Annotated in this window: 8 protein-coding genes and 1 pseudogene; 4 read left to right on the top strand and 5 right to left on the bottom strand. The window is 58.2% G+C overall.

Features of this window, described 5'->3' with window-relative positions; all coding sequences use genetic code 11:
• Positions 1 to 85 precede the first annotated feature (85 nt).
• The 5 genes from infA to trxB form a co-directional block, all read right to left on the bottom strand.
• Positions 86 to 304, bottom strand: a complete 219-nt coding sequence (infA, locus tag WLO32_RS07200) for a translation initiation factor IF-1 (protein WP_002211347.1) — start codon at positions 302 to 304, stop codon at positions 86 to 88.
• Positions 305 to 588: 284 nt separating this feature from the next.
• A complete protein-coding gene (aat, locus tag WLO32_RS07205; protein ID WP_435947742.1) occupies positions 589 to 1,287 on the bottom strand; it encodes a leucyl/phenylalanyl-tRNA--protein transferase in 699 nt (232 codons plus the stop codon).
• 57 nt (positions 1,288 to 1,344) lie between these two features.
• Positions 1,345 to 3,066, bottom strand: coding sequence for a heme ABC transporter ATP-binding protein/permease CydC (gene cydC, locus WLO32_RS07210; RefSeq protein ID WP_435947743.1), 1,722 nt, complete (start codon positions 3,064 to 3,066; stop codon positions 1,345 to 1,347).
• Positions 3,066 to 4,832 (bottom strand): heme ABC transporter permease/ATP-binding protein CydD, encoded by a 1,767-nt coding sequence (cydD, locus tag WLO32_RS07215; RefSeq protein ID WP_435947744.1) that lies wholly within the window; start codon positions 4,830 to 4,832, stop codon positions 3,066 to 3,068. Before cydD ends, cydC begins: the two co-directional genes overlap by 1 nt.
• Positions 4,833 to 4,944: 112 nt before the next feature.
• A complete protein-coding gene (trxB, locus tag WLO32_RS07220) occupies positions 4,945 to 5,913 on the bottom strand; it encodes a thioredoxin-disulfide reductase (RefSeq protein WP_121267269.1) in 969 nt (322 codons plus the stop codon).
• A gap of 503 nt (positions 5,914 to 6,416) precedes the next feature.
• On the opposite strand from trxB, the gene lrp reads away from it, so the two are divergent.
• The 4 genes and pseudogenes from lrp (at position 6,417) to WLO32_RS07240 (ending at position 12,857) form a co-directional block, all read left to right on the top strand.
• Positions 6,417 to 6,911 carry a leucine-responsive transcriptional regulator Lrp gene (gene lrp, locus WLO32_RS07225; RefSeq protein WP_002439523.1) on the top strand — a complete coding sequence of 165 codons (495 nt, stop codon included), beginning with the start codon at positions 6,417 to 6,419 and terminating at the stop codon, positions 6,909 to 6,911.
• Between the two features lie 121 nt (positions 6,912 to 7,032).
• Positions 7,033 to 10,725, top strand: coding sequence for a DNA translocase FtsK 4TM domain-containing protein (locus WLO32_RS07230; RefSeq protein WP_435947745.1), 3,693 nt, complete (start codon positions 7,033 to 7,035; stop codon positions 10,723 to 10,725).
• Positions 10,726 to 10,889: 164 nt separating this feature from the next.
• Positions 10,890 to 11,501: an outer membrane lipoprotein chaperone LolA gene (gene lolA / locus WLO32_RS07235; RefSeq protein WP_435947746.1), complete on the top strand. Its 612-nt coding sequence runs from the start codon at positions 10,890 to 10,892 to the stop codon at positions 11,499 to 11,501.
• Positions 11,502 to 11,509: 8 nt separating this feature from the next.
• Positions 11,510 to 12,857, top strand: a pseudogene (locus WLO32_RS07240) (replication-associated recombination protein A).

The raw sequence follows: 12,857 nt of genomic DNA on the forward strand, positions 1-12,857 counted from the left end.
TGCAAAAAAAGGCCGGATAGTGATATCCGGCCTTTTTATTAGCTATAGCTCAGCCGCAGCGCCCGGCTACGACAGATAAAAACTCTTAACGACTACGGAAGACAATGCGGCCTTTGCTCAGGTCGTACGGGGTCAGCTCTACAGTGACTTTGTCGCCCGTCAGGATGCGGATATAGTTTTTACGCATTTTACCGGAGATATGAGCGGTTACCACGTGCCCGTTTTCCAGCTCAACGCGGAACATGGTGTTAGGTAACGTATCAAGAACGGTACCCTGCATTTCAATATTGTCTTCTTTGGCCATCTAATCCTCGGGGGTATCACTACCATAGTTTGAACCGGCAAGATAATGCCGAAGTTCGCTTATCATGTAAAGAATTGTTGGTGAATTCGCAAGCGAAAGTGCATTTTGCACATTACCCATAAACCACGCGAAAGCTGCATAAAATGCGCTTACGACAAGGGGTGCGAAGAGATAAACGAGGGGCGTTCCCTTTAATTGCAGTTCCCATACGGCGGCGGGGTAATGGGCAGAGTTCACTCTGCGGAGCTAATTATAACACCGTCAAATAAAATGTGCCGTAAACATTATAGTCCGGACAGGATTTGTGGCACCCAACAATGGGAAATTAAGTGTTCAGAACGTAAATTCGCCAGGTTGTGCAAATAATCCCGGCGGGGAATTTCAATAGCGCCCAGGGATGCGGTATGGCTATTTAAGACCTGGCAATCAATCAGCTTTCCGCCGTGGCGTAAAAAGTGCTGGCAGAATACCAGCAGAGCCGTCTTGGAGGCGTTCTCGCGCCGGCTGAACATTGATTCGCCGCAGAACAAGGCTCCCTGAATAACGCCGTACATGCCGCCGACCAATTCATCGTCTTCCCAGACCTCAACGGAATGCGCATAGCCCAGCTCGTGCAGGCGCGTATAGGCTTCCACGATATCCGGAGTGATCCACGTGCCCTCATGACGATCGTCGGCGCAGCCTGAAATCACTTTTTCAAAGGCGTGGTTTAGCGTCACGCGGTAGGGCGAGCGTTTATGAAACCGCTTCATGCTGCGGCTCAGGTGAAACTGCTGTGGAAACAGGACCGCCCGAGGGTCGGGCGACCACCACAATATAGGGTCGCCTGGCGAGAACCACGGAAAAATTCCGCGCTGGTAGGCCATCAGCAACCGGGCGGGGCTGAGGTCTCCCCCAAGCGCCAGTAATCCATTAGGTTCGCGTAACGCGCCTTCCGGTGAAGGAAAGGCAATAGAGTCCCGAGAAAGCTGTATCAGGCGCATGGCCGCAACACTCCACCACGAAGCAATTATTGATTGATAATAGACTATGCGCAGGCGCTACAAACGCTGGTGGAACTGGTAATAACGCCCACCCGTTGCCATCAATTCTGCGTGACTGCCAAGCTCTTTAATTTGTCCGTTGTCCATCACAACTATGCTGTCAAAATGTTTCAGTCCGCGCAGGCGGTGGGTAACCATCAGAACCGTTTTCCCGGCGGTAACTTCCGCCAGCAAATCCAGAATCTGGCGCTCGGTTTCCGCATCCAGACCTTCGGTCGGTTCGTCGAGCAGCATCAGCGGAGCGTCATGCAACAGTGCCCTGGCGATAGCCAGACGGCGCAGCTCGCCGCCGGAAAGCTGTCGTCCGCCTTCCCCGAGCCAGCTGTTAAGCCCGGCATCGGAAAGCAGCTTTTCGAGCCCGACGCGTTCCAGGATCGCGCTTAGCCGTTCGTCGCTCGCCGCAGGAGCCGCCAGCAGCAGGTTGTCGCGCAGGGTGGCGCTAAACAGATGAACGCGCTGCGGCACGACGCTCGTTGCGGCCCGCAGGGTATTTTCATTCAGCTCGCGCAGCGGCCGGCCGTTAAAGTGAATCTCGCCCAGCTGCGGATCCCAGGCGCGGGTCAGCAACTGCAGCAGGGTTGATTTACCGCAGCCGGTGCGGCCGAGCACCGCGACGTGCTGCCCGGCCTTAACGGCAAGCGTAATATCTTTCAGCGCGCTCTGGGGCTGCTGCGGATAGGTAAAGCCGACCTGCTTGATATCCACCGAAACCTGCGCGAACGTTTCTGCCGCGCCCGCATCGAAAGTCACTTCCGGCCGCTGGCTGGTAATCTGGGTCACCCGCAGCGCGGAGGCGATAACCTGTCCGAGATGCTGAAACGCGCCGGTAACCGGAGCCAGCGCCTCGAAGGCCGCCAGCGCGCAGAAGACAAACAGGGCGATGAGCGCGCCGGGCGAAGTATTGCCGCCTACGCCCGCCGACGCCATCCACAGCATGACCACCACGGCCACGCCGCCGATCAGCAGCATCAACGCCTGTGAAAGGGCGGTAAGCTCAGACTGGCGGCGCTGGGCTTCCTGCCAGCCGTACTCCGTGGCGTCAAGCTGTTCGCGATAGCGCTTCGTGGCGCCAAAAATGGTCAACTCCGCGTGCCCCTGCAGCCAGGCCGTCAGCTGCTGGCGATACTGGCCGCGGCAAACCGTCAGCGCTTCGCCCGTCGGCTTGCCGGCGTAATAGAACAGCGGCGGTAAAAACAGCAGCGTCGCAAGCAGGATGGCGCCCAGCGTTAACGCCAGCCGCACGTCCAGAAAGCTTAAGCCGAAGGTCACCGCCGCAATCACCATCAACGCCCCGACCAGCGGCGATATCACGCGCAGATAGAGATGATCGAGCGTATCGACGTCGGCAACCAGGCGGTTGAGCAATTCTCCCTGACGAAAACGCGCCAGCCCGGCGGGGGAGAGGGGAAGCAGCTTGCTGAAGGTGAATACGCGCAGGTGCTGCAGCACGCGGAAGGTGGCATCGTGGCTTACCAGCCGCTCGAAGTAGCGCCCGGCGGTACGAGTGATGGCCGCGCCGCGCACGCCGGCCGCGGGCAGCATGTAGTTAAAGCTGTAAATGCCGGCCACGCCGACCACGGCGGAAGCGGAAAGGAACCATCCGGAGAGGGTCAGCAAGCCTATGCTGGCAAGCAGGGTAACGATAGCCAGCACGACGCCCAGCGAAAGCAGCCAGATATGACGGCGATAAAGCGCCAGGTAGGGCAGTAAAGCGCGCATTAAATCTCCTCCTTGCGGTTAGCCAGCAGCCCGGCGAACGGGCCGTCCGCCGCGGCAAGCGTCCGGTAATCGCCCTGCTGAACGATTGTGCCGTCACGCATCACCCAGATGGTGTCCCAGTCGGTAATGTAATCAAGCTGGTGGGTCACCATCACCGTGGTCTGATGGCGGGAGGCCGCGCCCAGCGCCTCCATGACAAGCTGCTCGCTGTGGGCATCAAGGCTTGCGGCCGGTTCATCAAGCAGCAGCAGCTGGCCCGGCACCAGCAACGCGCGGGCTACCGCAACGCGCTGCGCCTGGCCGACCGATAAACGCGCAGCCTGATCGCCTAACGGCGTATCGACGCCCTGGGGTAAGAGCGGCAGAAATTCGCTTACCGCGGCTTTGTCTAAGGCGGCCTTTAAAGCCGCTTCGCTGGCGTCAGGCGCAGCGAGCAAAACATTCTCTCTTAACGTGGCCGCAGGAAGCTGCGGGTTTTGCCCGACCCAGCTTAACTGCTCGCGCCACCAGACGGGATCGAGCTGCGCAAGCTCAATACCGTTGACCCGCAGTTCGCCCTGGTAGGGCAAAAAGCCGGATAAGACGTTGAGCAAAGAACTTTTCCCGGCCCCGCTCTGGCCGACGAGCACCACGCGCTGCCCCGCCGAGAGCGTGAAGTTCAACGGCCCGGCAAGCGGGCGACCTTCAGCGGATAAGATCGTCAGCTCCCGCGCTTCGAGGGTTAACGGCGTGGCGCTACCAAGCTGGACGCTGCCGCTTTCCTGCTGCTGCAAAGGCGCATCCAGGAACGTCATCAGGCTGTCCGCCGCGCCGACCGCCTGCGCTTTAGCGTGATAAAAAGTGCCTAAATCGCGCAGGGGCAGGAAAAACTCCGGAGCGAGGATCAGGGCCAGGAAGCCGGCGAACAGCGTGACGCCGGTACCGTAGTGGCCGAAATTCAGCTCTCCCAGGTAGGAGAAGCCGAAATAAACCGCCACCAGCGCAATGGACAGCGAGGCGAAAAACTCCAGCACGCCGGAGGAAAGAAACGCCAGGCGCAGCACTTCCATGGTGCGCTGACGAAAGTCCCGGGAGGCCGTGCGAATATCTTCTGTTTCGGCCGCTCCGCGATTAAACAGGCGCAGCGTCTCCATGCCGCGCAGGCGGTCAAGAAAATGGCCGCTCAGGCGAGCCAGCGCCTGGAAATTGCGTCGGTTGGCGTCGGCTGCGCCCATACCAACCATCGCCATAAACAGAGGAATCAACGGCGCGGTGCCAAGCAAAATGAGCGCCGCCGCCCAGTTGAAAGGGAAAATAGCGATAAGGATAAGCACCGGCACCATGACCGCCAGCGACATCTGCGGCAAATAGCGGGCGTAGTAGTCGTGCATATCTTCGATTTGTTCAACAACCAGCGTGGCCCAGCTGCCTACCGGCTTGCCCTGAATCCATGCTGGGCCGGCCTGGTGCAGACGATCGAGCACCTTGCGGCGAATCTCCTGGCGAATGTGCTGGCCGGCGTAAAAGCCCACTTTCTCCCGCAGCCAAACCACCCAGGCGCGCAGAATGAAAATGAGCACCAGCAGGATAAACGGCAGCAGCAGGGCTTCCCGCGGGATATTTCCCATAATCATATGATCGAGCAGGCGCGCAAGGATCCAGGCCTGGGCGACGATCAGCAGCCCGCTCAGCAGCCCTAAAATTCGTGACAGCCCAAGCCAGCGGCGGGAGATAACGCTTTGCTGCTTTAGCCAACGGCTAAGCTCTTGTTGACGGGTTTTATTCATGGCATGCCAGTGCAGGTAGATAAAGGAATTATCAGGCAAAATTTGCAGGCATGTTACAACGCGGAGAAAAGAAAGGCGACCTATTAAGGTCGCCCGTTGTTACGCAAATAATTTACTTATTTTGTTCGGCCAGCCCGTCGAGATAACGCTCGGCGTCAAGGGCGGCCATGCAGCCGGTCCCGGCCGAGGTGATGGCCTGGCGGTAGATATGGTCCATGACGTCGCCGGCGGCGAAAACGCCGGGGATGCTGGTTTGCGTGGCGTTGCCGTGGATGCCGGACTGCACTTTAATGTAGCCGTTTTCCAGCTCCAGCTGATCGGCAAAAATAGCCGTGTTCGGGCTGTGTCCGATAGCGACAAACAGGCCCGCAACCGCCAGCTCTTCAGTCTGGTCGGTATTGTGGGTATCGCGCAGACGCAGGCCGCTCACGCCCATCTGATCGCCGGTCACTTCATCAAGCGTTTTGTTGGTATGCAGCACGATGTTGCCGTTGGCCACTTTATCCATCAAACGGTTGATAAGGATTTTTTCCGCGCGGAAGCTGTCGCGACGGTGGATGAGGTGCACTTCGGAGGCGATGTTCGCCAGATAAAGCGCCTCTTCCACGGCGGTGTTGCCGCCGCCGATGACCGCGACCTTCTGGTTACGGTAGAAGAATCCATCGCAGGTTGCGCAGGCGGAGACGCCGCGCCCTTTAAAGGCTTCTTCAGAAGGCAGGCCAAGGTAGCGAGCGGAGGCGCCGGTGGCGATAATCAGCGCATCACAGGTGTACTCGCCGCTGTCGCCGGTCAGACGGAAGGGGCGATTAAGCAGATCCACCTTGCTGATATGGTCGAACAGAATTTCCGTCTCGAACTTCGCCGCGTGCTCGTGCATGCGTTCCATCAACAGCGGGCCCGTTAAATCGTGCGGGTCGCCCGGCCAGTTTTCCACTTCGGTAGTGGTCGTGAGCTGACCACCTTTTTCCATGCCGGTGATCAATACCGGCTTCAGGTTAGCGCGAGCAGCATAGACCGCTGCGGTGTAGCCCGCAGGGCCGGAGCCCAGAATAAGCAACTTACTGTGTTTAGCCGTGCTCATGAGTTCCTCATTGAACGTTTGCTGACAATCGGGGGATTGTAGGGAATTTGGCGGGTTAAAAAAAGGTGTAGCGTCCATGTTAGAGAATAGTGTTAACGATATGTGTAATAGCCAGGCTCAATCATTACCGCTGAACATGCCGCAAAAGCGCATAAATACGCACCATGCGCGGGAGATAGTCACGGGGGTAAAGTGATGAATAATCGTCAAGTCCCCCCAATATCTGGCACGTTCCACTAAAAATGGATGTTTTGCTTTGACAATCCCCTAAGCATTTGCGAAAACATTCGAGGAAGAAAAAACATTTGGTGTGATTGTTCTGAAACGTCACGCATACCTGATGCAAATTTACCGGGCGATTGAAATCTACGCATGGTGTGGACAGACGCCATGCGTGATGTCGATAGCAGCCACCCGGCACCGGTCTTCTCACGTACACCCGGAACAGTGACGTTAACCTGGGTTATGGCAGGTGATGGAAGGAATAGAGAGAGACAATAATAATGGTAGATAGCAAAAAGCGCCCTGGCAAAGATCTCGACCGCATCGATCGTAATATTCTCAACGAGCTGCAAAAGGATGGGCGAATTTCTAACGTCGAGCTTTCAAAGCGTGTTGGGCTTTCGCCGACGCCGTGCCTTGAGCGCGTGCGTCGTCTGGAACGACAGGGTTTTATTCAGGGCTACACAGCGCTGTTGAATCCGCATTATCTGGATGCATCACTTCTGGTTTTTGTTGAGATTACTCTGAATCGTGGCGCGCCGGATGTTTTTGAGCAATTTAACTCCGCTGTGCAAAAACTTGAAGAAATTCAGGAGTGTCATCTGGTATCCGGTGATTTCGACTACCTGTTGAAAACCCGCGTGCCGGATATGTCGGCCTACCGCAAATTATTAGGCGAAACCCTGTTGCGACTGCCGGGTGTGAACGACACCCGTACCTATGTAGTTATGGAAGAGGTCAAACAGAGTAATCGTCTGGTAATTAAGACCCGTTAACACGGGCCAGGTGCAAAATCCGCGTATTTTGGTTACACTCCTGGTAATCCATACAGCAACAGTGCCGGGAACCTCCCGGCGCTGTTGTTCTCCATATATTTAAGGACCTGGAGAGTCTTACTTGAGCCAGGAATATACCGAAGATAAAGAAGTCACATTGAGGAAACTCAGCAGCGGGCGCCGGTTACTTGAGGCGTTGCTGATTCTTGTCGCCATTTTTGCCGTCTATCTGATGGCCGCCTTACTGAGTTTTAATCCTTCCGATCCAAGCTGGTCGCAGACGGCGTGGCACGAACCTATCCATAATTTGGGCGGCGCTCCCGGCGCGTGGCTTGCCGACACCCTGTTCTTCATTTTTGGCGTCATAGCCTACACCATTCCGGTTATCATCATCGGCGGCTGTTGGTTCACCTGGCGCCAGCGCGGCAGCGAAGATTACATTGATTACTTCGCGGTCTCCCTGCGTCTGATTGGCGTGCTGGCGATGGTGCTGACTTCCTGCGGCCTTGCCGCCATCAACGCCGATGATATCTGGTACTTCGCTTCCGGCGGCGTTCTCGGCAGCCTGCTGAGCACCGCGATGATGCCGCTGCTAAACAGCAGCGGCGGAACTATCGCCCTGCTGTGCGTATGGGCTGCGGGCTTAACGCTGTTTACCGGCTGGTCGTGGGTCAGTATCGCCGAAAAGCTCGGCAGCGCGGTGCTGACGGTGCTGACCTTTGCCAGCAATCGTACGCGCCGGGACAACACCTGGCAGGACGAAGAGTACGATTACGAAGACGAACATTATGAGGAGCATGACGAAGAGCACGAGCCAGCAATGGAAAAACGTGAGTCTCGTCGCGCCCGCATTCTGCGCGGGGCGCTAGCCCGCAAGCAGCGCCTTTCAGAAAAATTCGCCAATCCTCATGCGCGCAAAACCGACGCCGCGTTGTTCTCCGGCAGAAGAATGGACGACGACGAAGACGACGTGCTGTTCAGCGCGCGCGGCATCGCGACCGATGCGAACGATGTGCTGTTCTCAGGCAACAAGGCGACGCTGCCTGAGGCTGAAGAATACGATCCGCTTCTGCACGGCCATTCCATCGCTGAGCCGATAGCCGCGGCCGCCGCGGCCACCATGGCGAATCAGGCACATACGGCGCCGGTGACGCCTGCGGCTCCCATGCCGCCGGTGCATACGCCCGCGCCAGAAACCGAAACCAGCGCCGCTATCGCCTGGGAGCCGGCGCCGACCACGGTGACGCCGGAGCCTGTTATCGCTCCGGCTCCGGAAAGCTATACCGCGCCGCGTCCGGCAGCGCAGCAGGTGCCGCAGGAAATGACCAGCCGCTGGTCAGAGCCGACGGCGCCAGCCGCTGAGCCAGAATTCCAGCCGGCGCCCGTTGAAGAAGTAAAACCCGCGCGTCCGCCGCTTTATCATTTCGAAGAGGTCGAAGCGCAGCGGGCCCGCGAACGCGAACAGCTTGCGGCCTGGTATCAGCCGGTGGAAGAGCCGAAGCCCGATCCTTACCAGCAGCGCGCGTCGGTTATACCGCCAGCGCCAGCGGTAACGCCGGCTACGCCTCCTGAAATGCCGGCTTCGGAAGTGGCTCCGGCGGCCCCCGTCATTAAAGAAGCGGCAAAAGCCGCGGCGGCCACCGCGGCGTTTTCACCTGTATTCAGCATCGCAAGCGATGCGCCGCGCGCCCAGGTAAAAGAAGGTATCGGCCCGCAGCTGCCGCGTCCGAACCGCGTGCGCGTGCCTACGCGCCGTGAACTGGCCTCCTACGGTATTAAGCTGCCGTCGCAGCGCATGGCGGAAGAGCAGGCCCGCAAAGAAGGGCATCGACAGGATAGCTACGGCGATGAGTATGCCGACGACAACGCGGCCGAAATGCAGCAGCAGGAGCTGGCCCGCCAGTTCTCCGCTCAGCAACAGCAGCGTTATGGCGAAGAATACGAGGAAGAGCCGCTCGGCGCGGAAGATGAGGCTGCCGCTGAGCAGGCGGAGCTGGCGCGTCAGTTTGCCGCTCAGCAGCATCAGCGTTATGAGCAAACCGCGCCTGCGTCAAACGTTCCGTTCTCGCTTGATGACTTCGATTTCTCACCAATGAAAGCGCTGGTAGACGATGGCCCAAGCGAGCCGCTGTTTACGCCGAGCCCGGTACAGGAACCTGCGCCTGCTCAGCCAGCCGCGCCTCAAAGGCATGCTCCGCAAGAGGCCTATCAGGCGCCTGCGCAGCATCAGGCTTATCAACCGCAGCAGCCGGCAGCCCCGCAGCCGCAGGACAGCCTGATTCATCCGTTCCTGATGCGTAACGGCGACGATCGTCCGCTGCAAAAGCCGACCACGCCGCTGCCGTCTTTGGATCTGCTGACTTCGCCGCCGGCGGAAGTTGAGCCGGTGGATACCTTTGCGCTGGAGCAGATGGCGCGCCTGGTCGAGGCTCGTCTGGCGGACTACCGCATTAAAGCGGACGTGGTGGATTACTCTCCAGGCCCGGTCATTACGCGCTTTGAGCTTGATTTAGCCCCCGGCGTGAAGGCCGCCCGCATCTCTAACCTGTCCCGCGACCTGGCCCGTTCCCTGTCTACGGTAGCGGTGCGCGTGGTGGAAGTGATCCCTGGCAAACCTTACGTCGGCCTCGAACTGCCGAATAAAAAGCGTCAAACCGTCTATCTGCGGGAAGTGCTCGACTGCGCGAAATTCCGCGAAAGCGCTTCTCCTTTAACCGTAGTGCTGGGTAAAGACATCGGCGGCGAGTCGGTAGTAGCCGATCTGGCGAAAATGCCGCACCTGCTGGTGGCGGGTACGACGGGTTCCGGTAAATCCGTGGGCGTGAATGCTATGATCCTCAGCATTCTGTACAAGGCCACGCCGGAAGAGGTGAAGTTCATCATGATCGACCCGAAAATGCTCGAGCTGTCGGTCTATGAAGGCATTCCACATCTGTTGACCGAAGTGGTCACCGATATGAAAGATGCGGCCAACGCCCTGCGCTGGAGCGTCAACGAGATGGAGCGCCGCTATAAGCTGATGTCCGCGCTCGGCGTGCGTAACCTTGCCGGCTACAACGAACGCGTGCTCGAAGCCGAGCGGATGGGGCGTCCGATTCCGGATCCGTTCTGGAAGCCGGGCGACAGCATGGACGCCACGCATCCGATGCTGGAAAAACTGCCGTATATCGTGGTGCTGGTGGACGAATTCGCCGACCTGATGATGACGGTGGGCAAAAAAGTGGAAGAGCTTATCGCCCGCCTGGCGCAGAAGGCCCGCGCGGCGGGTATTCACCTGGTGCTCGCCACGCAGCGTCCGTCTGTGGATGTGATTACCGGCCTGATTAAAGCGAACATCCCGACGCGTATTGCGTTTACCGTATCGAGTAAAATCGACTCGCGCACCATCCTCGATCAGGGCGGCGCGGAATCGCTGCTGGGCATGGGCGATATGCTTTACTCGGGGCCGAACTCGACCACGCCGGTTCGCGTGCACGGCGCCTTTGTGCGCGATCAGGAAGTTCACGCGGTGGTGCAGGACTGGAAGGCGCGCGGTCGTCCGCAGTACATTTCCGGCATCACCTCGGATAGCGACGGCGAGGGCGGCGCAGGAGGCGGTCTGGACGGCGACGAAGAGCTGGATGCGCTGTTCGATCAGGCGGTGGCCTTTGTCGTTGAAAAACGTAAAGCATCGATTTCCGGCGTTCAGCGACAGTTCCGTATCGGCTACAACCGTGCCGCACGTATCGTTGAGCAGATGGAAGCGCAGGGCATCGTAAGCCCGCAGGGGCATAACGGTAACCGCGAGGTGCTTGCTCCTCCGCCGTTCGAGTAAGCCTCCTGCAAAAGAGCCGCTGTTGCGGCTCTTTTGCAAAGAAGGGTAAATTACCAGAAAATCAGGTTTTTCTTCTGTTGCTTACGCTTAGCTGTGCACTAGATTGAGCAACAGAAGGGCCATCGCGCCGTCGCGCCGTGGCGGATGAATTCAGAGGGAAAATAATGAAAAAGATTGTAATTGCCTGTGCTTTGTTGAGTACTTTTGCCGCCACCAGCGTTTGGGCCGATGCCGCCGGCGACCTGAAAAGCCGCCTGGATAAGGTGAGCAGCTTCCACGCAAGCTTTACGCAAAAAGTCACCGATGGCAGCGGCGCTGCGGTGCAGGAAGGCCAGGGCGATTTATGGGTAAAACGTCCTAATCTCTTCAACTGGCATATGACCCAGCCGGACGAAAGCATTCTGGTTTCCGACGGTAAAACCTTATGGTTCTATAATCCGTTTGTTGAGCAGGTGAGCGCCACCTGGCTGAAAGATGCCACCAGCAATACGCCGTTCATGCTGATTGCGCGCAACCAGAGCAGCGACTGGCAGCAGTACAACATCAAACAAACGGGCGACAGTTTTGTGCTGACGCCAAAAACCAGCGCCGGCAACCTGAAGCAGTTCACCATCAACGTAGGAAGCGACGGGACTATCCACCAGTTTAGCGCGGTAGAGCAGGACGACCAGCGCAGCAGCTACGCGCTGCAGACCCAGCAAAACGGTTCGGTGGATATGAGTAAGTTTACCTTCACCCCGCCGCAAGGCGTGACGGTGGATGACCAACGTAAATAGAGGCATGAGTGGGCAATCTGTCGCTCGATTTTTCTGACAATACGTTTCAACCTCTGGCCGCCCGTATGCGGCCAGAGAATTTAACGCAGTATATTGGCCAGCAGCATCTGCTGGCCGCCGGTAAGCCTTTGCCAAGAGCAATCGAAGCAGGCCCACCTTCATTCGATGATTTTATGGGGGCCGCCGGGCACCGGTAAAACTACGCTTGCGGAAGTGATAGCTCATTACGCTAATGCCGATGTCGAACGTATTTCCGCGGTGACGTCAGGCGTAAAAGAGATCCGCGAGGCCATCGAACGCGCGCGCCAGAACCGCAACGCGGGGCGCCGCACCATTCTGTTTGTCGACGAAGTCCATCGCTTCAACAAGAGCCAGCAGGATGCTTTCCTGCCGCATATTGAAGACGGCACCATTACCTTTATCGGCGCGACTACCGAAAACCCCTCGTTTGAACTGAACTCCGCGCTGCTTTCGCGCGCCCGCGTTTACCTGCTGAAATCCCTCACCGTCGAAGATATTGAACAGGTGCTGGAGCAGGCGATGAAAGACACCGAGCGCGGCTATGGCAAACAGACCGATTTGGTGCTGCCGGACGACACCCGTCGGGCGATTGCGGAACTGGTCAACGGCGATGCGCGTCGCGCGCTCAACACGCTCGAAATGATGGCTGATATGGCCGAGAGCGATGCGAAAGGCAAACGCGTTTTGCAAACGGCGCTGCTTACGGAAATCGCCGGCGAGCGTAGCGCGCGCTTTGATAATAAAGGCGATCGTTTTTACGATTTGATCTCCGCGCTGCACAAGTCCGTACGCGGCTCGTCGCCAGACGCGGCGCTGTACTGGTATGCCCGCATTATCACCGCAGGCGGCGATCCGCTTTACGTGGCGCGCCGTTTGCTGGCCATTGCTTCAGAAGACGTGGGCAACGCCGATCCCCGCGGCATGCAGGTGGCCATTTCCGCCTGGGACTGCTTCACCCGCGTCGGCCCGGCAGAAGGGGAGCGCGCCATTGCCCAGGCCATCGTCTACCTTGCGTGCGCGCCAAAAAGCAACGCCGTCTATACCGCTTTTAAAGCCGCGATGGCGGACGCGCGCGAACGTCCGGATTACGATGTGCCGGTCCACCTGCGCAATGCGCCGACCAAACTGATGAAGGAGATGGGCTACGGGCAGGAGTACCGCTACGCCCATGACGAGCCCAACGCCTACGCTTCCGGTGAGGTGTATTTCCCGCAGGAAATGGCGCAAACACGCTACTATCGCCCGACAAACAGAGGTCTTGAAGGCAAGATTGGCGAAAAGCTCGCCTGGCTTGCTGAACAGGATCAAAATAGCCCGACAAAACGCTACCGCTAA

Source organism: Dryocola mayonis (genome assembly GCF_051307045.1).
Taxonomy (GTDB): Bacteria; Pseudomonadota; Gammaproteobacteria; order Enterobacterales; family Enterobacteriaceae; genus Dryocola.

Excerpts from the sequence above, each read along its gene's own strand:
- lrp (WP_002439523.1), top strand. The coding sequence starts at position 6,417 with ATGGTAGATAGCAAAAAGCGCCCTGGCAAAGATCTCGACCGCATCGAT.
- cydC (WP_435947743.1), bottom strand. The coding sequence starts at position 3,066 with ATGCGCGCTTTACTGCCCTACCTGGCGCTTTATCGCCGTCATATCTGG.
- aat (WP_435947742.1), bottom strand. The coding sequence starts at position 1,287 with ATGCGCCTGATACAGCTTTCTCGGGACTCTATTGCCTTTCCTTCACCG.
- lolA (WP_435947746.1), top strand. The coding sequence starts at position 10,890 with ATGAAAAAGATTGTAATTGCCTGTGCTTTGTTGAGTACTTTTGCCGCC.
- cydD (WP_435947744.1), bottom strand. The coding sequence starts at position 4,832 with ATGAATAAAACCCGTCAACAAGAGCTTAGCCGTTGGCTAAAGCAGCAA.
- trxB (WP_121267269.1), bottom strand. The coding sequence starts at position 5,913 with ATGAGCACGGCTAAACACAGTAAGTTGCTTATTCTGGGCTCCGGCCCT.
- infA (WP_002211347.1), bottom strand. The coding sequence starts at position 304 with ATGGCCAAAGAAGACAATATTGAAATGCAGGGTACCGTTCTTGATACG.